This window comes from Psychrobacillus sp. NPDC096623 (genome assembly GCF_044762655.1).
In the GTDB taxonomy this organism is placed as follows: domain Bacteria; phylum Bacillota; class Bacilli; order Bacillales_A; family Planococcaceae; genus Psychrobacillus.
Genome location: NZ_JBIWER010000005.1, coordinates 263,003 through 284,329, shown reverse-complemented (window position 1 = coordinate 284,329; position 21,327 = coordinate 263,003). Strand labels below are relative to the sequence as shown.

The 21,327-nt window shown below is 37.0% G+C and carries 22 protein-coding genes and 1 other annotated feature; of the genes, 15 read left to right on the top strand and 7 right to left on the bottom strand.

What is annotated here, in order from left to right:
* Positions 1-7: 7 nt before the first annotated feature.
* Positions 8-224 (top strand) — a binding site (T-box leader).
* A gap of 184 nt (positions 225-408) precedes the next feature.
* Both proS and ACIQX2_RS15055 read left to right on the top strand, forming a co-directional pair.
* A complete protein-coding gene (gene proS / locus ACIQX2_RS15060) occupies positions 409-1,848 on the top strand; it encodes a proline--tRNA ligase (RefSeq protein ID WP_402852116.1) in 1,440 nt (479 codons plus the stop codon).
* A gap of 301 nt (positions 1,849-2,149) precedes the next feature.
* The gene (locus tag ACIQX2_RS15055) at positions 2,150-2,797 is read left to right on the top strand and encodes a hypothetical protein (RefSeq protein ID WP_402852113.1); all 648 of its coding nucleotides are present in this window, start codon (positions 2,150-2,152) and stop codon (positions 2,795-2,797) included.
* A 258-nt stretch (positions 2,798-3,055) separates the two neighbouring features.
* On the opposite strand, the gene ACIQX2_RS15050 is transcribed toward ACIQX2_RS15055, so the two are convergent.
* Positions 3,056-4,114 (bottom strand): ATP-grasp domain-containing protein, encoded by a 1,059-nt coding sequence (locus ACIQX2_RS15050; RefSeq protein WP_402852110.1) that lies wholly within the window; start codon positions 4,112-4,114, stop codon positions 3,056-3,058.
* A 29-nt stretch (positions 4,115-4,143) separates the two neighbouring features.
* Positions 4,144-4,809, bottom strand: coding sequence for a B3/B4 domain-containing protein (locus ACIQX2_RS15045; RefSeq protein WP_402852107.1), 666 nt, complete (start codon positions 4,807-4,809; stop codon positions 4,144-4,146).
* 55 nt (positions 4,810-4,864) lie between these two features.
* Here ACIQX2_RS15045 and queG point away from each other — a divergent pair, with 55 nt between their 5' ends.
* The 8 genes from queG to ACIQX2_RS15005 all read left to right on the top strand — a co-directional run bounded on the left by queG (position 4,865) and on the right by ACIQX2_RS15005 (position 9,984).
* Entirely contained in the window at positions 4,865-6,004 is a 1,140-nt protein-coding gene (gene queG, locus ACIQX2_RS15040; protein ID WP_402852104.1) for a tRNA epoxyqueuosine(34) reductase QueG, read from the top strand.
* 12 nt (positions 6,005-6,016) lie between these two features.
* Entirely contained in the window at positions 6,017-6,490 is a 474-nt protein-coding gene (gene trmL / locus ACIQX2_RS15035) for a tRNA (uridine(34)/cytosine(34)/5-carboxymethylaminomethyluridine(34)-2'-O)-methyltransferase TrmL (protein WP_402852101.1), read from the top strand.
* A gap of 299 nt (positions 6,491-6,789) precedes the next feature.
* Positions 6,790-6,972: a hypothetical protein gene (locus tag ACIQX2_RS15030; RefSeq protein WP_402852098.1), complete on the top strand. Its 183-nt coding sequence runs from the start codon at positions 6,790-6,792 to the stop codon at positions 6,970-6,972.
* Positions 6,973-7,014: 42 nt separating this feature from the next.
* Entirely contained in the window at positions 7,015-7,845 is an 831-nt protein-coding gene (locus ACIQX2_RS15025) for an aldo/keto reductase (protein ID WP_402852095.1), read from the top strand.
* Positions 7,846-8,003: 158 nt separating this feature from the next.
* A complete protein-coding gene (locus ACIQX2_RS15020; RefSeq protein WP_402852093.1) occupies positions 8,004-8,279 on the top strand; it encodes a hypothetical protein in 276 nt (91 codons plus the stop codon).
* A gap of 21 nt (positions 8,280-8,300) precedes the next feature.
* Positions 8,301-8,507 (top strand): hypothetical protein, encoded by a 207-nt coding sequence (locus tag ACIQX2_RS15015; RefSeq protein ID WP_402852090.1) that lies wholly within the window; start codon positions 8,301-8,303, stop codon positions 8,505-8,507.
* Between the two features lie 21 nt (positions 8,508-8,528).
* A complete protein-coding gene (locus tag ACIQX2_RS15010) occupies positions 8,529-9,107 on the top strand; it encodes an NUDIX hydrolase (protein WP_402852087.1) in 579 nt (192 codons plus the stop codon).
* Positions 9,108-9,501: 394 nt separating this feature from the next.
* Complete coding sequence (locus ACIQX2_RS15005; RefSeq protein ID WP_402852085.1) at positions 9,502-9,984, top strand: NUDIX hydrolase; 483 nt, start codon at positions 9,502-9,504, stop codon at positions 9,982-9,984.
* A 243-nt stretch (positions 9,985-10,227) separates the two neighbouring features.
* On the opposite strand, the gene ACIQX2_RS15000 is transcribed toward ACIQX2_RS15005, so the two are convergent.
* The 3 genes from ACIQX2_RS15000 to ACIQX2_RS14990 are packed head-to-tail and all read right to left on the bottom strand — an operon-like array spanning position 10,228 to position 12,027.
* On the bottom strand, positions 10,228-11,076 hold the full coding sequence (locus ACIQX2_RS15000; RefSeq protein WP_402852082.1) for an RluA family pseudouridine synthase: 849 nt from the start codon (positions 11,074-11,076) through the stop codon (positions 10,228-10,230).
* A 52-nt stretch (positions 11,077-11,128) separates the two neighbouring features.
* Positions 11,129-11,599: a thioredoxin family protein gene (locus tag ACIQX2_RS14995; RefSeq protein ID WP_402852079.1), complete on the bottom strand. Its 471-nt coding sequence runs from the start codon at positions 11,597-11,599 to the stop codon at positions 11,129-11,131.
* A 2-nt stretch (positions 11,600-11,601) separates the two neighbouring features.
* Positions 11,602-12,027, bottom strand: a complete 426-nt coding sequence (locus ACIQX2_RS14990) for a disulfide oxidoreductase (RefSeq protein WP_402852076.1) — start codon at positions 12,025-12,027, stop codon at positions 11,602-11,604.
* Positions 12,028-12,156: 129 nt separating this feature from the next.
* On the opposite strand from ACIQX2_RS14990, the gene ACIQX2_RS14985 reads away from it, so the two are divergent.
* The 4 genes from ACIQX2_RS14985 to ACIQX2_RS14970 all read left to right on the top strand — a co-directional run bounded on the left by ACIQX2_RS14985 (position 12,157) and on the right by ACIQX2_RS14970 (position 17,347).
* Positions 12,157-13,698: a carbon-nitrogen hydrolase family protein gene (locus ACIQX2_RS14985; RefSeq protein WP_093062874.1), complete on the top strand. Its 1,542-nt coding sequence runs from the start codon at positions 12,157-12,159 to the stop codon at positions 13,696-13,698.
* A gap of 19 nt (positions 13,699-13,717) precedes the next feature.
* Positions 13,718-15,439, top strand: coding sequence for a phospho-sugar mutase (locus tag ACIQX2_RS14980; RefSeq protein WP_402852072.1), 1,722 nt, complete (start codon positions 13,718-13,720; stop codon positions 15,437-15,439).
* Between the two features lie 132 nt (positions 15,440-15,571).
* On the top strand, positions 15,572-16,687 hold the full coding sequence (locus tag ACIQX2_RS14975; RefSeq protein WP_402852070.1) for a GAF domain-containing sensor histidine kinase: 1,116 nt from the start codon (positions 15,572-15,574) through the stop codon (positions 16,685-16,687).
* Positions 16,688-16,699: 12 nt separating this feature from the next.
* Positions 16,700-17,347: a response regulator gene (locus ACIQX2_RS14970; protein WP_402852067.1), complete on the top strand. Its 648-nt coding sequence runs from the start codon at positions 16,700-16,702 to the stop codon at positions 17,345-17,347.
* 282 nt (positions 17,348-17,629) lie between these two features.
* Here the strand turns inward: ACIQX2_RS14970 and ACIQX2_RS14965 are convergent, their stop codons facing one another.
* Positions 17,630-18,514 (bottom strand): cation diffusion facilitator family transporter, encoded by an 885-nt coding sequence (locus tag ACIQX2_RS14965; RefSeq protein ID WP_402852064.1) that lies wholly within the window; start codon positions 18,512-18,514, stop codon positions 17,630-17,632.
* Between the two features lie 80 nt (positions 18,515-18,594).
* Positions 18,595-19,932 (bottom strand): hemolysin family protein, encoded by a 1,338-nt coding sequence (locus ACIQX2_RS14960; protein WP_402852061.1) that lies wholly within the window; start codon positions 19,930-19,932, stop codon positions 18,595-18,597.
* Positions 19,933-20,154: 222 nt separating this feature from the next.
* On the opposite strand from ACIQX2_RS14960, the gene chrA reads away from it, so the two are divergent.
* Positions 20,155-21,312, top strand: coding sequence for a chromate efflux transporter (gene chrA / locus ACIQX2_RS14955; protein WP_402852058.1), 1,158 nt, complete (start codon positions 20,155-20,157; stop codon positions 21,310-21,312).
* The last annotated feature ends 15 nt before the right edge of the window (positions 21,313-21,327 follow it).

The window sequence follows — 21,327 nt, the reverse complement described above, 5'->3', positions numbered from 1 at the left end:
ATTAGTAATACAATCTGCGAAGTGACCAAGTAGATGAGAATTGTGAAACAGAAAATATAGTGTACGCTGAGAGCTATATCACCACTTCTTGTTGAAACCTATCACGGAGATGTTATGCAAACATAACCGATTCGTTTTCGTTAACAAACGTTTAGAGGGCTTAAAATTATTTTAAGCTAAACTAAGGTGGTACCACGTCTATTCAGCACAGAGACGTCCTTTTACGAGGATGGCTTTGTGCTTTTTTAATTCAATTCAGCAGGTGGGGTGACCCTACTAAATTGAATTAAAGCCTCCGGTGGATGTCACTGATTTTGAAAGGAGTTAATCGTGCAAGCACAATTCAAAATCCGGACGCAATCACGCCGAGGCGTAATTGATTGATTAATTTAATAGGAGGATTTTATTATGACAAATCAGCAGCAAAATGATTTTACTAAATGGTATATCGACACAATTCAGAAAGCAGATTTAATGGATTACACACCAGTTCGTGGGTGTATTGCTTTTAAACCAGATGGCTTTGAAATTTGGGAACATATTCAAGATGAAATGAACAGACGTTTTAAAGAAACAGGTCATCGTAATGCTTATTTCCCAATGCTAATTCCTGAATCTTTTTTCCAAAAAGAAAAGGATCATATTGAAGGATTCGCTCCAGAACTTCCATGGGTAACGGAAGCAGCTGGTGAAAAATTAGAAGAGCGTTTAGCGTTACGTCCAACATCAGAAACGATGATTGGTCATTTGTATTCAGATTGGATTAAGAGTTATCGTGATCTGCCAGTGCTTATCAACCAATGGGCAAACGTGTTCCGTTGGGAAAAGAAAACTCTTCCATTTATCCGTACTTCTGAATTTTTATGGCAAGAAGGGCATACAGCTCATGTAGATGAAGAGGAAGCACGTCAAGAAACAATGCAGATGCTGAACATCTATAAAGAGGTTGTAGAGGAACTTTTAGCCATCCCTGTATACGATGGTCAAAAAACACCTTCAGAACGTTTTGCAGGGGCTGTAGACACGTATTCAATCGAAGCTATGATGAAAGATGGGAAAGCTGTTCAAGCGGGAACCTCTCATTACCTTGGAACAAAGTTTGCAGAAGCATTTGATATAAAATATTTAAATAAAGAAAACAAACATCAGCATGTGCATACAACATCTTGGGGAACATCTACTCGATTAATCGGTTCGGTTATTATGGTACATGGTGACGAGCAAGGCCTTGTATTGCCACCACGGGTTGCACCAACTCAGGTAGTGCTAATTCCAGTAGGACCTTGGAAGAAGAACCCAGCAATTATGGAGAAATTAGATGAGCTTTATGCAGCATTAAAAGCAAAAGGTATTCGTGTTCGTCTTGATGATTCCGATCAATCTCCTGGTTATAAATTCAATGAATGGGAGCTTAAAGGTGTACCAGTCCGTATTGAATTAGGACCACGTGATTTAGAAAACAATCAAGCACTAATCAAAGCACGTGACCTGACAGAAAAAGAATCAGTGGAAATTGCTGTTTTAGTGGAACGTATTGAAGAAGAATTAACTACAATGCAAACACGCTTACTTGAAAAAGCTCGAGCTTTCCGTGATGAAAATTCCCATACAAATGTGGATTCTCTTGAGCAGTTAAAGCAACATCTTACGGATTCAACGGAAAAAGGAGAAATTCCAGGATGGATTCTTGCAGGTTGGTGTGGGGATGACGCTTGCGAAGAGAATGTGAAAAATGAAACAAAATTTACGACACGTAATATTCCATTCAACCCACCAGCTGAAAAAACAACATGTATTAACTGTGGTAACGATTCGAAACATACTGTATGGTTCGGTCGTGCGTACTAATGAAATAGTAGATACAATAAAAAAATCAACCATTATTTTTCAAATGGTTGATTTTTTATATGGTAAGTATTTCCCCAAGTGTGCAAGAAAATAATATCCAAATTTTAAAACAACAAGTTCATCGCATTATACTGTAAGCCTAATGTTCAACTAGTATGAAATACTTACTCACTAGTTTGAAAGTCTTAATTTTGAAAGTTTCTAAAGTACCATTTTTACCAAAATCACCCATAACAGCTTGCTATGTCAGAATTTGACTGATTATAATAAAAGAAAACAAACTTGATTCGGAGATGAGTGTATGAAAAAAGTTATGTTATTTGTTGCAGCTTCAATATCACTAATGTTAGCAGCTTGTGGTGAAGATTCAGATGTTGCAACAGTAGAAAAAGAAGTGACCGAAGTTACACAAACGGAAACAGCAAATGCTGAACAGCCAGATAACGAGACGAAAGCTACTGAAGAAACGAAAGAAGACAGTAAGGATGAAGTTGCTAACAATCTTGCACATGGAGAAAATATACTAAAAGAAAATATCGTATTTGAATACGAAGATGGCGACGTAGTTATGACAATTGATTACGCGGAATTTACGAAAGAAGTGGCGACATCTACAGGCGCTAGTCCACGTAATATTATTTCCGATAAAGAAATTTTTCTGCATTTAACAGGGACTATTAGCAATGATACGATGGAAGCATTCCAATATGGTCATCAACTAGCTGGTGTAAAATTTAAAGCGATTTATGATAACAAACATGAATTCGATTTCCTAGCAGATACAGAGTCACTTGACGGATCCAAGTTTCAAGGAGCGAGCATAGATCCTTTAGAGGAACAAAAGATTCATATCTATGCACAAGTACCGCTCGCAATAGCGCAGCCTGACAAATCCCTGACTCTAATTGTGCTGGACAGTGAAGGTGAACATGAGGTCTTTATTCGCTAAAATCACAATTCATCATCTTGAGGTACATATGATCCTAAGGGTATAAGTTCTTAATTTTTGTTTATAAGTTTATAAAGCACCCCACTTTTGTAGGGTGCTTTTCTTATTGTTCTGTTAAACTTCCGGATACTTTTTGTTCTAGTTTATGACTACCGCCCCGGTATACTCCCTGAACAGGACTAACATACCCATAATCACGTCCACCTCAACACTATTATTCTAATTATACCTATCAGTTCAATCTTTAATATTGTCAACCTATACTAAAACTGCAGACTCTTCTGAAGACAAAATTACGGCCTGTTCTATATGAGTTACTTTAATACCAAACTTAGGATAAAGAGCTTCCAATGGATGACCTAGTAGTAACTTAATAGCATAATAAGGGAAGTTAATATCTGCGAGGCAGCTAATATGTAAACCACCACTCATGCGTGGGTTAATTTCTAGTAGCTTAGGGACGCCATCTTTATACTTAACTTGGATATTAAACACATAAGGAATTTTATATTGTGCAGCCATTTTTACCGCGATTTCTATTAGTTCTTCATTGTATTCAATCTCTCTAATACGTCCATTTCCTTTTTTCCTCGGTATTGCAGTAAGTAATGTTCCATCTGCAGCGGCTAAACAATCAATGCTATACTCATAGCCATCTAGATATTCTAAAACCATTAAGTCTGGGAAATGCTCCTGCGTTTGTAAAATCTTCACTGCAGTTTCGTAGGAAATCTTTTGAGATGAAGCCGTACTGAAAATAAAAGGAATAGTATCTGCAGTATTATCTATAATACGGAATCCACTTGCTCCTTCTCCAATTACCGGTTTAATACATAATTTGGTATTATCCTTACTTAATTCGGCAAAAGCCTGTTGGAAGTCTCTCGCATTGTTTACAATTCGGTAGGAAGGAATGGTTACGATGAAATTACCTTCGTTTTCTTCGTTCTGTAAAGATCGATACATTGCTGATTTATCATCTACCATACCCATTAAATCACCATCTGGACATACGAGCACTTTTACACCTATTTGTTCGAACTTGTCTAAGTGGCGGGAAATAAGCACATTTTCTTTTCTAGGAACAAATATATGAATTTGATTTTGTATACAGTAGTCTAAACAAAACTGTATATATTCTTCTCCCTCAATATCTGGCTCTGTACCAGACACATCACAATACTTAAAATACACCGTGTCTGGATTAGGATGCGTTCCATAAATAACAAACTCCTGTTGATCTGGGTTGTGCCGGATCAACTCCATATAATGTGACACAGTGGAAAACCATCTATTGAACCAAATATTAAGTACCATTATTTTTCTCCTTTAAATTTATGTGTAAACTAGCCAATAAAAGTAGTTTCAAAACTTCCTCCATGTATTTGTGTGAACATTGTCCCCATGGAAGTAATCAATTGCTGTCCATCTTCTTTGCTGATCGAAGGTCGTAAAAATACTACATGCAGAGCATCGGTTGTGTTTTCAGATACAGCAGTTCGAACGGAATCTACAAACGGACTGCCGAATGGTCCCACGTCATCCTGAAGCGTAAGTATGTGTTGTAATTTGTTTTCTCGACCATTTAACCCATTATATGTTGTTTCTGCATTACCAACTGTTAGTGTAATATCACCATGAATCTTTGCAACATCATAGATTCCCATTGGAATTTCGTATTGCATAGAGAAGAAATTGTTTAAATCTACAGCCGAATGCATCGGTGTGATATAATTTTGTTTTGCAATCCTTCTATACATAGCTTCCATTGAAGGGCGATAACGATTTGGATCTGCTCCGAATTTTTTCCAAAGAGCTCTCCATTCCTTTATTCCGTCGAAATCTGTGACGGCTTTGTCTTCCAGTTCAAAGAAAAGTTGTTCTTGAAATAATTGAAGGCGCCCTTTAAGCATTTGAGGCGAAGAAGTAACAATAATTTTGTTATAATGGATAATGCCTAATTTAAAGGTAGGCTCTATTTCAACTATTAAATCATCCAGTTTTACGATCATATCAACCATCCTTACACTTATTTTCTTTAGTGTAGCATAAGAAAGGAGAACATTTGTGAATATCATTCAGTTTCAACAAAACCTCATAGATTACGCTGCATCCATTGGAATTGATAAAATTGGATTTACTTCTGTTTCTCCATTTCACGAATTAAAAAATCGATTGATCAGGCAGCAGGAGTTAGGGTATGCTTCTGGATTCGAAGAACCTGATATTGACAAAAGAGTGCATCCTAAAACTTTGCTAGAAGAAGCTAATAGTATCATTTCTATTGCAATTGCGTACCCTTCAAAAATGAAGAATGCACCACAAAGTGTGAAAGGTGAAAGAAGAGGAATCTTCGCACGTGCATCTTGGGGTATAGATTATCATACAGTTTTACGAGAAAAGTTAGCACTATTAGAATTATATATTTTAACGCATATTCCAGACGCTAAACTTCGTTCGATGGTAGATACGGGAGAACTTTCTGACCGTGCTGTTGCGGAACGGGCAGGCATAGGATGGAGTGCGAAAAACTGCTCCATTATTACCCCTGAGTTTGGTTCCTATGTCTATCTGGGGGAAATGATTACTTCAATTCCTTTTGCTCCGAGTGAGCAGATGGAAGACCAATGTGGTGATTGTCGGTTATGCTTGGATGTTTGTCCCACAGGAGCATTAATAGAAGGCGGACAATTAAATGCACAGCGCTGTATTGCCTTTATTACTCAAACGAAAACAATGGTTCCAGACGAGTTTCGAGCGAAAATAGGCAATCGAATTTATGGCTGTGATACATGCCAAACAGTTTGTCCAAAGAACAAAGGTAAGGCTAATCTTCACCAAGAGGCGTTTAAGCCTGATCCTGAGTTAGTTAAGCCTTTACTACTCCCTTTATTAAAAATGACAAATCGTACGTTCAAAGATACGTATGGCCATATGTCCGGAGCTTGGAGAGGGAAGAATCCAATTCAACGAAATGCTATAATTGCATTAGCCCATTTTAAAGAGCAGGAAGCTGTTCCTACACTTATAGATTTAATGCAACATGATGCTCGACCAGTAATTCGAGGTACTGCAGCATGGGCTATTGGTAAAATAAATACAGAAGACGGCTTGTTTGCCCTTAAAGAAGCTGAACAGAATGAACAAGTCGAAGAAGTTTTAAATGAGATTCGAAAAGGATTAGAATACTATACAATTGAGAACTAGGAAGTGGAATAATTGAGTATAAATGTTGTTTTATATCAACCAGAAATACCTGCTAATACAGGGAATATAGCTAGAACATGTGCGGGAACAGGAGTTAAATTACATTTAATCCGACCTTTAGGTTTCTCGACAGATGACAAGATGTTAAAGAGGGCTGGACTTGATTATTGGGCGCATGTTGATATTACTTATTATGATGGTCTTGATGAATTTTTTGCTGCTCATCCAGCAGGAGAATACTATTTAATTACAAAGTTTGGTGCTAAACCACATACTACATTTGATTTTAGTGATTTGGAGAAAGATCACTTCTTTATTTTTGGACGCGAGACAAAAGGATTACCACGCGAGTTTATCGAGGCACATCCCGACCGGGCATTGAGAATTCCTATGAATGATAATATTCGTTCGTTGAATTTATCTAACACAGCAGCAATACTTATCTATGAAGCATTGCGTCAACAAAACTACCCAAATTTACACTAAAAAAAACGGACGATGTCATTATAGACTCGTCCGTTTTAAAAATAGATTATTTTTCAGATGCACCTGGTTTGTCGTCGTATCCTGCTTTGAAAATTGCTGCAAGGAATGAAATACAAACACCAAGAATAAGGATTAGTTTCATATGGAGTGCCTCCTCTATAGTATTCTGCAACTAGTATACCCTAATTTGTTTGAAAAAGAAATAATACGAAAAAATGAAATTTGACGAAAATCGTTCATTTGAATGTTGCAACCTTTCGAATATTCTACTAACATAAAGAAAAGGAGTGATTTTTGGAATGAATGAATTCAAAAATGGTCCAGAGAACGGTTCAATGGCAACGAATATGGAAGAAGTAAAACTATTAGGAAAACAGATGGATAGAATGAGGGACAACAAAGAGCTAGAAGAGGATAATCGTGTATCTGATCCTGCTCAAGCTGAAGATACTTCCTCCATGAAGAAACGAGAAAACGACTGATTTATCAGTCGTTTTCCTCATAAGAAAGGGCGAGAAGCATTCATGACTCTAAATATACATTCAACGAAAAAATTAGCTAACGGAATAGAAATGCCAAGACTGGGCTTAGGTGTTTATAAATTGACAGATTCTGATATTGCTATTCGAGCAATAACAACTGCACTAGATTATGGGTATCGTCATATCGATACGGCAAGTTTGTATGCAAACGAAAAAGAGGTTGGCGAGGCTGTTCGAGCTTCTGATGTTTCACGTGAGGACATATTCATCACAACAAAAGTGTGGAATACCGATCAAGGCTACGATCAAACACTCAGAGCTTTTGAAAAATCGCTAGAGCTATTGGGTATGGATTATGTAGATTTATATTTAACCCATTGGCCAGTTAAAGAAACTTTTGTAGATACATATCGGGCAATAGAGCGTCTTTATGATGAAAAGCTAATTCGTGCAACTGGTGTAGCGAATCATCATGTCCATCATTTGGAGGCGATTGCCGTAAAAGCGAATGTTAAACCAATGGTAAACCAAGTTGAATGTCATCCACGTCTCACTCAGTTTGATCTACGTGCGTATTGTGCAGAGCAGGGAATCGCGATAACTTCGTGGTCACCACTTGCAAGAGGTCGTATTTTAGAAGAGCCAACCCTTCAACGTATAAGTGGGAAGTATGGGAAGTCAACTGCACAAATAGTGATTAGATGGCATCTACAGCATGATTTAATCGTCATTCCTAAGTCAGAAAATCCATCTAGAATCGCAGAAAATATGGATGTGTATGATTTCGAATTATCATTCGAGGACATGAAAAATATTGATGCACTTAATTTAAATGAGCGCACTGGTAAAGATCCGGATAATTTTAATTTTTAATAATAAAGTCAAACAAACACGTTAGTTATACTTCGTCTTTAGAAGTTAAACTACCGTGTTTTTGTATATAATGGAAATATTACTCAAAAAATGAAACCTATTACATATTTTAACGTATAAATAATATAGATAAATATATAATAGATGGGGTCAATTTAATGAGAATATTTTTCGAAAAGACGAGGAAAAAAAAGAGTAGTACGCCACTCTTAATACTCAAGGTGCTACTAATAGTCTTTATGATCGCGATGCTAGTAATGGCCATTGTCAATGATATCGATATTATCTATGTGAAGTTAGTATTTATATTATTAGGTATTAATTTCCTTGTAGAAGGAATCGAAAGCTACTTTCAAAAAGAAGGCCAGATAACGGTAGGAAAAGAAATAGGATTAGGAATCTTGTTTTTCTTAATTGCTTTTTTTCTTCAGTAACGAAAGAAAGGTGGAGCATGTATGGGAACAGGAAATTGGTTAGGAATCTTTTCTACAGTATTAATAATAATGTGCTTTTACTTTACACTTACTTTTTTTCAATACTTAAAACAAGGTGATGCTCGATTAACTAGACAATCTAAATTCGGTGCGGTAATTTGCCTAGCCCTAGGATTGCTAATTCCTGCAATGTACAATCTTTATATTATTAATGAGATGATGAAATAGAAAGGTTAAATGGGGGTAAATATGGAAAAGTGGAAAGTATTAAAATCGGAATATGTGCATAAAAGTCCTTATGGGAATATTAGAAAAGATACATGTGAGCTCCCCAATGAATTTGTTATCGATGAGTATATTGTAAACGAATATTCCGATTGGGTGAATGCAGTAGTTCTTACTAAGGAAAACCAGATGGTGCTTGTTGAACAATATAGACATGCTGGAAATGATATTTACTTAGAGATTCCAGCAGGGAAAAAAGAAGATAATGAGACGGACGAAGAAGCCATTAGAAGAGAAATTAGAGAAGAAACTGGTTTTGTTTCATATAAGAAGCCAATTTTGCTAGGCGAATTTATGATAAATCCCGCTACACAAAATAACAAAATTAGAACATATCTTTTGCTGGATGCATTTAAACAATTTGAACAAAATTTAGATGAGACCGAAGAGATTAGTGTGAAATTGATCAATTTTGATTCTTTGGGTTCCTTAATAAAAACGAATAAGATAAAAACACAGCTTTTTACAGCTAATGCATATTTTCAGGCAAAGATCTTTTTTTCTGAAAATCAACTAAATAGACATAAAAAAGTTGAGGTGTGATTATTATTTTTGATCTAGAGTTAATGCCAATTATCGTAATTATACTAATTGTTTTATTTGTCGATATTATTTTATCTTTGATTTATAAAAATGAGCCGAAAGTAGATAAAGGATTAGCAATTACTTACCATAAGCTAACCTATAGAAGAAAGATGATTCGCACGATATGGACAGCCCCGTTTGTAATCTTATGCCTTTTTACCATATATCATTTTGATGTATGGTCGACTAAGATATTTTTTATTTTCGCAATTATATACTGTGTGGGGTTTGTTGGTCAATTTTTTTATAATTTTTATAAATGGAGAAAGTATGAGCAACATGCATTCGAGGGCGAATTGTGAGGTTTATGCTTAAAAAGAAAGAGTAGAATTAATAAGGGGGATAAATTTGAATGATTATGCCTACGCATATAGTTGCTGTTGGAGGAATTGTTGAAAATGAGCAAGGGGAAATTCTTTTAGTAAAAACGCAGCATGGAGGGTGGGTCTATCCTGGTGGACAGGTGGAGGTTGGAGAAAATTTAATAGCGGCGTTAGTTCGTGAAGTTAAGGAAGAAAGTGGAATTGATATTGAGGTAGGTCACTTATTAGGAACTTATTCAAATACAGGAATATATAAATGGTATGACGAGGTTACGGATGTGCCTACAAAAGTAATGTTTGATTTTGTATGTAAGCCCATTGGTGGAGTGTTAAGTATCTCCGAGGAAACTTCTGACAGTCGTTGGGTTAAGAAGGAGCAAGTACTAGAGTTCATTACTGCAGCTGCCATTAGAACAAGATATGAGGCATATGAAAACTTTGATGGCACGGTAAAATATATGGAATACGTGACGAATCCTCAGTTTGAAGTAAAGTTAGATAAAAATATTTAGAATTTTAAAAAGCAGATGAGAAACGAAAATCTCTCATCTACTTTTTCTGTTTGCGCAACATTTGGGCATATACTCGCAACATCGGCAAGCAAATGCGCAACTTTCCGCAGCTTATATGCAACGTTTTGCAATAGCATCTAAATGTGGTGAGTAATTGGTGGAGAGTTGCGCCTAAGCGGCTCCAATGCTATTGCAAAACTTTCGCAAGCTTTCTGCAATAGTCATAAATTAGTTACACCATGTTTATCGTTTATCTTCCACAACAAGCACTTCGCCTGTAATTGGATGATTAAATTGGACTTTAAATGCATGGAGCTCATACAGTTTAGTAGGTGTTTTTTTAGCCCCATATAGCTCGTCGCCTACTATTGGATGTCCTAAGTGAGCTAAGTGAACTCGAATTTGATGTGTTCGTCCAGTTTCTAAAATTGCATGTATTTTCGTGAACTGTTCGTGCTTTCCTACGACTTCGTAATGAGTAATCGCATTTTGTCCTGATGGTGAAACTCTTTTTCTCGTTGGATGATGGCGGTCATTACCAATCGCAGCTCGAATGGTACCATGCTGATTTTTTACTTGGCCTTCTACAATTGCCTCGTATGTGCGGACGATTGTTTTGTTTTCTAACATACGGTCAAGCATGCCTTTGACAAGGGGATTTTTTGCAATGACGATTAAACCCTTTGTGCCTTCATCGATACGATGTACATGTTCCCCGTAATGATGACCTTTACTATGTAAATAATTTGTCACGGTGTTCATAAAGGTATGATTTTGCCCTTCTTCATTTGGGTGAGTTGATACACCACGAGGTTTAGAAGCAATCAATAAATACTCATCTTCATACGCAACATACAATGGAATTTGATCGGAAAGTAGGTAGTTAGAGGATTCTCCTTCCCATTTAATCACAAGTACATCACCTTTTTTATTAGGAAGCTTCCATTGTAGAAGTTCTCCACTTGTATTGCTGACAGCCTTTTGCATTCGTAGTTCATGTATTAGTTTTTTGCCGAGTTTCCATTTCTCTTGAAAAAGACTATCTATTGTTAAGCCATCTTCTTGTACAGTATACGTAAATGTATGTATCATTTTTTTGCTCCTTTTAAAAAAAGGTCCTGTCTACTAGACAAGACCCTTTTGGTTATTTTAAAACGACTTGATCAAAGAACCCTTGAATTTGATCATTAGAAATAGCGCCTTCTACTCGTACAACTTCTTTGCCACCTTCAAAGTAAATCATCGTTGGTGTAGCTTTGATGCCATAGACATTCCAACCTTCTTCATACTCAAGTACATTGTATTTCACAATTTCAATATCATTTTTTTCAGCAAGTGGAGATAAACGAGGAGTCATCTCCTGACAATGTACACATTCAGGACTAAAGAAGTATGCTGTAACAGGCTCTCCAGTAGCGATTTTCTTTTCCAATTCATCTGGTAAAATAATGTTTTGATAGTTTGGATCATCGATTAGATCAATTGTAGATTGTCTTAAATCGTCGGTATCGTATGGATTATTAGCTAACGCATCCTTGTTTTTCTGGGAGTTTAGAACAAAGATTAAAACAAAGACTGCAACTATAATTCCACCAAATATAAGTAGTTTCTTCAAAATTATTTTTCCTCCTTGATAGTCTTTAACACTGTAACACTCGTAATTGCGATCAAAATAAATGCAATAAGCGCTAAAAATGGAATGGTGATAAATCCTGCATAATTAATATATTGCCCTGTACAAGGAACTCTTCCACAGGCTGGTGCAGTTTCTTGCAAGAACGAAAGCTTTTGAATGCTATAATGATAGGCAGAAATACATCCACCGATCACCGAAAATGCAAGTGTAGTCATAGCGATTTTCGGATTTTTTTGAATATATGCAATCCCCAATATTAGCACAAGTGGATACATGAGTATTCGTTGATACCAACATAAATCACAAGGCTCGTATCCCTTTATCTCTGAGAAATAGAGAGATCCTAGTGTTGCGGTCAAGGCAACTGTCCACATAAATAATAGTAGATTTTCTAGTTTTTTTGTCATAGGAACTCCTTTAGATTACTTTGAACTCAAATAAAAGTATAATCCTTCTTTAAATACAAGTAAAATATTTTAACTGCAGGGAAAAGAACTATATAATGAAAGTTACTTATATAAAGAGGAGCCGATAAAATGACTGAAGAATTTGATTTATCACCGTTTGAACAAAGCATGATTATAAGACAAATGTCTTTCTCCGATATAGAGTCAATTTTAGAAATTCAGCGTTTATGTTTTCCTGGTATGGAACCATGGCAGGTAGCTCATCTACGTAGTCACTTAACTATTTTTCCAGAAGGACAGCTGGTTGCTGAGTTGGACGGAAAGGTAATTGGTTCCTGCTCAAGTCTTATTATCAATTTTGATGAGTACGACGACCGCCACTCTTGGTCTGATGTGACGGATAAAGGTTATATAACTAATCATAATCCAGAAGGATATAATTTATATGGAATTGAAGTAATGGTACACCCTGAATATAGACGTATGAAGGTTGGACAGCGTTTATATGAAGGCAGAAAAGATATTGCAAGGCAGTTCAATCTAAAGTCAATTATTATTGGAGGGCGTATTCCAAACTATCATAAATTTGCAGAAGAGATGTCTCCAAGAGAGTATGTGACATCTGTTTCTCGCCATAAAATATATGATCCAGTTTTAACGTTCCAATTAATGAATGGCTTTACGTTGATGCGTATTAACCCAAACTATTTACCAGATGACAAGGCATCTGCGAAATATGCAACACTAATGGAGTGGAACAATATTGATTATATTCCACTATCGAAACGACATTTTAAAACGAGCTATCCTGTACGGATTTGTGCAGTGCAATACATGATGCGTAAAATTAATTCTTTTGAAGAGTTCGCTAACCAATGCGAATATTTTGTTGACGTGGCGTCTGATGCCCAATCTGATTTTGTCGTGTTCCCGGAAATCTTTACAACACAGTTAATGTCTTTCCTGAATGAGCCATCTCCAAGCCAGGCTGTTCGTAAATTAACGGAATATACACCGCAATATATGGAGTTATTTTCAGATTTATCGATCCGTTATAATATTAATATTATCGCGGGCTCCCACTTTGTGGAAGAAGAAAATGAAGAAATATATAATATCGCCTATTTGTTCCATCGAGATGGTGCAATTGACAAGCAATATAAAATCCATATTACTCCGAACGAACGTAAATGGTGGGGGATTAGTGCGGGTGATTCTGTACAAGTATTTGATACGGATTGTGGTAAAATCGCCATTCAAATTTGTTATGATATAGAGTTTCCAGAGCTAGCACGCATTGCAACTGATATGGGGGCGAATATTATTTTCTCACCGTTTTGTACAGAGGATCGTCAAGGTTATCTACGTGTTCGCTATTGTGCACAGGCACGGGCAGTTGAAAATCAAATCTATACAGTAATTTCAGGGACTGTTGGAAACTTACCGCAAACAGAAAATATGGATATCCAATATGCTCAGTCTGCTATTTTCGCTCCGTCTGATTTTGAATTTGCACGTGACGGCATTGTAGGAGAAACGGAGCCGAATGTGGAAATGGTCTTAATAGGGGATGTCGATTTAGAAATCCTTCGCCGCCAACGTCAAGATGGTACAGTCAAGCAGTTAAAAGACAGACGTCGTGATATATACAGTGTCGAATATAAAAAGTGATGGAGGGGAGTTCACAAATATGCGATATAGACAACTATATGATCAGTGGAATAACTACACTGATCTAGAATCCAATTGGAAAGAGAATCTACAGCTCATTGCAAAGGATGAAAAACAAATAGAAGATGCCTTTTACCGCGATTTAGAATTCGGAACAGGTGGGATGCGGGGCGAAATCGGAGCTGGTACGAACCGTATAAATACATATACTGTTCGAAAAGCAACTACTGGACTAGCATCTTATATAAAAGGAGCTGGAGCAGAAGCGATGGAGCGTGGGGTAGTCATTGCGTATGATAGTCGCAGGTATTCTCCAGAGTTTGCACGTGAAGCAGCCAATACACTTGCCTCTAATGGGATTAAAGCATATTTATATATGGAGCCGAGAACGACACCCCAGCTGTCATTTTCCGTTAGACATTTAAATGCATTCATGGGAATTGTCATTACAGCGAGTCATAATCCACCAGAATATAACGGCTACAAGGTTTACGGAGAGGACGGGGCACAGTTAAATTTGGCGGATGCAGAAGTCGTTATCGAGCATGTGAATGATGCAGGGGATGCACTTCATATCGATCAACGAAATCCCGACAAACAATTAATCATTCAATTAGATGAACGACTAGATCAGATCTATATGGATGCGTTAAAAACAGTGCAGGAAAACGAAGAATTCGCACCATCTTCTAACTTGAAGGTAGTATTCTCTCCTTTACATGGGGCATCTGGAACAACAGTCCAACGTATATTAAACGAGGTTGGCTACAAGCACATTTATTATGTAGAGGAGCAAATGGAGCCAGATGGAGATTTTCCTACAGTAGAATCTCCAAATCCGGAGGAGCAGAGTGCCTTTGAATACGCTATTCAGCACGGTGAAAAAACCGAATCAGATATTTTAATAGCAGTCGATCCGGATGGTGATCGAGTAGGAATTGCTGTTAAATCTGCTTCAGGATACAAACTTTTAACAGGCAATCAAACCGGAGCCATTCTCATTGAATACTTGCTGTCACAGCTTAAAGAAAAAGGGAATATCCCAGCCAATGGACGTGTGTTTAAAACAATAGTTACCTCTGATTTGGGAAGAGTGATAGCAGAATATTACGGAGTAAGCACAGAAAATGTGTTAACTGGCTTCAAATTTATCGGTGAAAAGATTAAACAATACGAAGAGACGAAGGAATTCCAGTTTTTATTTGGCTATGAGGAAAGCTATGGCTATTTGATAAAAGATTTCGCGCGTGATAAAGATGCTGTACAAAGTGTTTTAGCGATAATTGAAGCAGCTGCCTATTATAAAAGACAAGGGATGACACTTCTCGAAGTATTAACTCAGTTATATGAAAGACATGGTTACTATTTAGAAGGCCTTCAATCTGTTACGAAAAAAGGGGTAAGTGGAGTAAATGCAATTCAAAACTTACTAAAACAGCTTCGTACAAATACTATTACAGAAATTGCAGGAATTAGTGTTCTTTCTCAAGAGGATTACTTGCATTCCGTAAGAACATTTACGGATGGACGAGAAACAGAGGAAATATTCCTGCCAAAATCGAATGTTATTAAGTACTTCCTATCAGACGGTTCATGGGTTTGTGTAAGACCAAGTGGAACCGAGCCTAAGATTAAATATTACTATGGGGTGCTTAGTGGATCAGAAGCAGAAAGCTCAGAAAAACTACAAGCCCTACAAAATGATTTTTCTTTGAAGATGAATCAATACTTAGTAGATTAATAGAGAAACAGGAAAAGTAAACTTGCTTTTCCTGTTTTTTTTCGGTCAAAAGTATGATAACCAGATCCTACAGTGAATAGTGGATAAGTGATAATATGGAAATAGATGAATTATATATTTGGAGGAGTTTACATGCAATCAAATGAACTCTCGAACATTGAATTACTAAAAGAAATAGCGGAATTATTAAATGAAGAAACAGAAATGGAAAAAATGCTACAAGGTGCTTTGCAAAAACTATTAGAAGGTACATTATTTGAAACGGGTTGGATCTTTTTTATTGATGAAAAAGGAAAGCAACAGCTAATTGCACACGAAAATTTGCCGAACGCACTAAAGCAAAATGATTGCAGATATTTGCAAAAAGGCGGCTGCTGGTGTGTTACTAGGTTTCAAAAAGGGGAGCTAAAAAAAGCTTCGAATATCATTGAATGTAAACGAATAGTCAATGCAAGAAAGATGAGTAATGAAGATAGTGGTGGAATTACGCATCATGCAACAGTACCTTTACAATCAGGTCAGGAAAGCTTCGGACTATTAAATGTCGCGACACCAGACACGATAAGGTTTTCAGATGGAGAGCTTGCCTTATTGGAATCTGTAGCCTTTCAAATTGGTTCAGCTATCAAGCGAATATTACTCACTAGACAGGAGCAGCAGGTAGCCCTAGTACAGGAGCGAAATCGGCTTGCACGAGATTTACATGATTCGGTAAACCAATTATTATTTTCGGTTACGTTAACTGCTCGCGGCGGAGTTGAAATGACAGAGCAAGAGGAGATAAAAAATACATTTAAAGAAATACAATATTTAACTCAGGAAGCATTAACAGAAATGCGTGCACTCATTTGGCAGCTGCGACCAAAAGGATTGGAATCAGGAATTATTGAAGGTCTGAAAGGCTATGGAGAAATTTTGGGACTTTCATTGAATGTGAAGGTAAAAGGGGTCATTAACCTACCGACTATCATTGAAGAAACACTGTTTCGAATTGCTCAGGAAGCACTAAATAATATTCGAAAGCATGCTGGTGTACTCAAAGCTGAACTATATCTAACAGTTACTTCTACAGATGTTTTGTTAGTTGTAAAAGACGAGGGCTGTGGGTTTCATATGAAAGAACCTAAAAAACTGCGCTCAATCGGTCTCCAAAGCATGAAAGATCGAGCAAATTTTGTTGGAGGAACCGTCGATTGGGTAACAGAATGGGGAAAAGGAACAGAGATATTAGTAAGATTGCCTTACTAGGAGGGAGTTATTATGATACGTGTACTAATTGCAGATGATCATCATGTAGTAAGAAGAGGGTTAATGTTTTTTCTAAAAACACAAAAGGACATGGATATTGTAGGCGAGGCTACCAATGGAAAAGAAGCTGTAGAGCTAACAACAAGCTTGAATCCCGATGTCATATTAATGGATTTGGTCATGCCCGTAATGGATGGAATAGAAGCAACGAAACGCATAAAGGATACGTATCCTGAAATTCAAATATTAATGCTCACTAGTTTTTCAGATCGAGACCATGTTATTCCAGCTTTAAAAGCGGGTGCAGCTGGCTATCAACTGAAGGATATAGAACCAGATGACTTGGCAGACGCCATTCGAAAGCTAATGCGTGGAGAAAATACGCTACATCCAGATGCGACAACTCAGTTAGAGAAAGAGTGGGAGCCAGTGGTACTAAGTCCACACGAAGAACATCCGTTAACTCCTAGGGAGCAGGATGTACTATCCGAATTGACAAAAGGGAAAAGTAATAGAGAAATAGCTTCATCTTTGTTTGTTACCGAAAAAACAGTAAAAACACATATTTCCAATATATTTGCCAAGCTTCATGTTCAAGACCGTACACAAGCAGCTCTTTATGCAGTAAAGCACGGTTTAACAGAGCCGAGTGGACAATGAAGAAGCACGGTGGATCGCAAAGACTATGCGATCCACCGTGCTTTTTTTTAATGTAGACCATTAACCTACTAGAACTTGTTCGCGAATAAGATAGAAACCTTAAAAAGTTGCGCATATCGAATTGAACGTTGCGCAAACGCATTGGAAAGTTGCAAGTAAGCTGAAGAATGTTGCGTAATAATCAATAGTTCCTCCTAATCGATCGATGGACACCAAAAATCGATCGATGGACTCCAATAATCGCTCGACTAGCCCTAAAAATCGCTCGACCACAAAAACTACTTACTTTTCAGCAAACATGTCCATATTAGGTTCAATATGTACCAATACCACGGAAAACGGCTTGACCTTCATAATTCGTTGTTCTATTTCTTCTGTGATGCGATGGCTATTGACCACATTCAAATTAGGGTCTACGGTTACGGTAATATCTACAAACATCAAATTCCCATGCATTCTTGCTTTAAAATCCTTTAACTCATCGACACCCTTGACCATTCTTACTATTGTAGATAGGGATTCCGCTTCCTCCACATTGAAACCATCAGAAAGTGTATAAGCAGCATCATGAAAAATAGTATAAGCGGTATAAATAATGATTATACCGACTAACAGGGCAGTTAATCCGTCTAAAATTGGAAAGCCCAAAATAGATCCGACAATCCCGATGGTTGCACCGATACTGACTAATGCATCAGATCGATTATCATAAGCAGCAGCTTTTAAGGCAGCACTATTAATACGGTTACTAAGCCGCAAATTATATCGATAGACAATGTACATGATAATAGCACTAACTAGCCCAACAACTGCGGTTAAAAGTGAAGGAGTCTCCTTGATAGGAGTAGCAATATGTTGTATTGCTTGAATAAGTACTTGGATTCCGATAAATGCCATGATAAATGCAGCAACGAGGGAAGCAATGGTTTCCGCACGTAAATGTCCATATTGATGATGACTATCTGGTGGCTTTTGAGAAATACGCAGTCCGATTAGTATAGCGACAGAGGCAATGATATCTGTAAAGTTATTTAGACCATCTGCTTTTAAGGCCTCGGAGGAACCAACTATACCAATGGTTAGCTTAAGTGTGCTTAATAATAGATAAATGGTAATACTTATCCAAGCACCTTTTTCCCCTTCTCTTAAGTTTGTATAAAGCTCCACATTGTTTCCTCATTTCAACAATTATAGACATAGGAAAACGACCCTCAAATGAGAGTCGTTTTTGTTATCTATAATGGATTTTATTGTTCTTCTATAGGTTCAGGTTCTTCAACAAGCGGCTCACTTTTAATGATCTCTAGGTATTGAATATGATGCCCATCAATCTCTTTAATCATGAACTCAAAGCCTTGTTCTAGAATTTTTTCACCTTTTACGGTTTCATAGCTTTTGGTCATAAACCAACCTCCTATAGTATCTATATCCTCTTCGTCGATATCTATACTTAGTAAGTCGTTTACGTTTTCGATTAACATTTTCGCATCGACAATATAATGATTCTCCGCTAACTTTTGAACTTCTGGAAGTTCATCGGTATCGAACTCATCCCGAATATCCCCTACGATTTCTTCGATAATATCTTCAATAGTTACAAGTCCAGATGTTCCACCGTATTCATCCATTAAGATTGCCATATGGATACGTTCACGTTGAATCTTAAGTAATAGATCGGCGATTGGCATATTCTCAATAACACGGATAATTGGTTGCATATAATCGCTAACTGGAGTAGTCGCATTTGTAGGGTCTTTAATATATGCGGTTAATAAGTTTTTCATATTAACAAGTCCAATAATATGGTCTTTATCTCCATCAGTTACTGGATATCTCGTAAACTGCTCGACTCCGATAAGCTGAAATACTTCATCTAACGTAAAATCTTTATCGATTGAAGTTATCTCTGTACGTGGAACCATGATTTCTTTGGCAATACGATCATCAAATTCGAAAATCTTGTTTACGTATTTGTACTCCGCTTGGTTAATCTCTCCGCCTTTAAAACTCTCGGAAAGAATCATACGAAGCTCTTCTTCGGAATGGGCTACCTCTGACTCTGATACCGCATCTAAACCAAGTACTTTAGTTGCTAAGAATCGTGCGGAACCATTCATCCCATGAATTACTGGGTACATAAGTTTATCAAAAATGATAAGCGGTTTTGCTACAGCTAACGTAATTTGTTCGGACCTTTGAATGGCGAATGTCTTTGGTGTTAACTCTCCTACGACTACATGAATATACGTTACAAGAGAGAATGCAATAATAAATGAAAGTAAAGAGGCAACACTCTCTGGGAGCTCAAAATAATTAAATGCCGGATGTAGAATCCGTTCTATCGTCGGTTCTCCGAGCCAACCTAACCCTAAAGCTGTTATGGTGATTCCGAGCTGACATGCAGAAAGATATTCATCCAGATTGGAAACTACTTTTTTGGCATCTATCGCCTTAGTGTTCCCTTCAGCTATAAGCTGATCAATTCTTGTAGTTCTTACTTTTACAATTGCAAACTCACTCGCAACGAAAAATGCAGTGAATGCGATTAAGACAGCAAACGCTGTCAATCGTATGGCTATGTCCAAATAATTACTTTGTCCCTAACCCAAATGAGGGGTAAGACAAAGTGTACACCTCCTGTTTTCTAAAAAATAGTTTATACGTTTAATAATAAAATATATAAAATGAAATTACAAATCTTTCTACTTTAAATGCATATATTCCATTATCAATTTTTACAAAAGCTTAATATCACTGCGATGAAGAATATTAGATAATAGAGATTAATATTATTGTGGAGGCTCCTGATGAAAAATAAATATATAGAAATATTAAAAGCGTCTACTAAGCTAGGTTTAACATCCTTTGGGGGACCAGCTGCACATATAGGTTATTTTCGCGATGAGTATGTGGAAAAAAGAAAATGGTTAGACGACAAATTGTATGCAGATATCGTTGCATTGTGCCAGTTTTTACCTGGACCAGCATCCTCTCAAGTAGGAATTTCTATAGGCTTATTAAGAGGTGGAATACTAGGAGGTATTATTTCTTGGCTAGGTTTTACGATGCCCTCTGTAATTCTTTTAATGCTATTTGCTGCAGTTATATCGGGTTCGGGTTCTTTTGATAGCGGATGGATCCAGGGCTTAAAGATAGTAGCTGTAGCTGTTGTAGCGCATGCATTAATGGGAATGCAAAAATCATTAGCACCAGATCATATAAGGATTTCTATTGCCATAGCATGCGCTATACTCACATTGCTTATTCCTACCGCGATTGGACAAATAGCAATTATTATTACAGCCGGCATTTTTGGTTATATTTATTTTAAAAATGAAACAATAGAGGCTGCTCCAGAGATGAAGCTTAGCTTCGGGAAAAAAACGGGAATAATTAGCTGGAGTCTGTTTTTTCTGTTACTCGTTTTGCTACCTTTGCTAAAGCCTTTTGTACAATCTGTCTATTATACTATTTTTGATACATATTATCGGGTTGGATCGATTGTGTTTGGTGGTGGGCATGTTGTATTACCAATGCTGCAAAAAGAGGTAGATGTATCTGCAGATATGTTCCTTACAGGATATGGAGCGGCACAGGCAGTGCCTGGTCCATTATTCACAATAGCTGGTTTTTTAGGACAAATAACTGCTGGAACAGGCGGAGCATTATTAGCTGTGGTTGCCATGTTTTTACCATCCTTTTTGTTGGTCATTGGAACATTGCCCTTTTGGTCTATTATTCGTTCTAAAAAAGGGATCCAAGCTGCTTTAAAGGGAGTTAATGCAGCTGTTGTAGGAATTCTTCTTGCAGCACTTTATGATCCAGTATTCACGAGTGCAGTGAAGAGTCCGATTGATTTTGTTATTGTATTAGTGACATTTACTCTTTTAGTCGTCTATAAATTAGCGCCATTTAAAGTCGTAATCGTAAGTGTTTTATTAGGTGCAATTGTTCATGCTTTATAAAAATTCAAAAAGTAT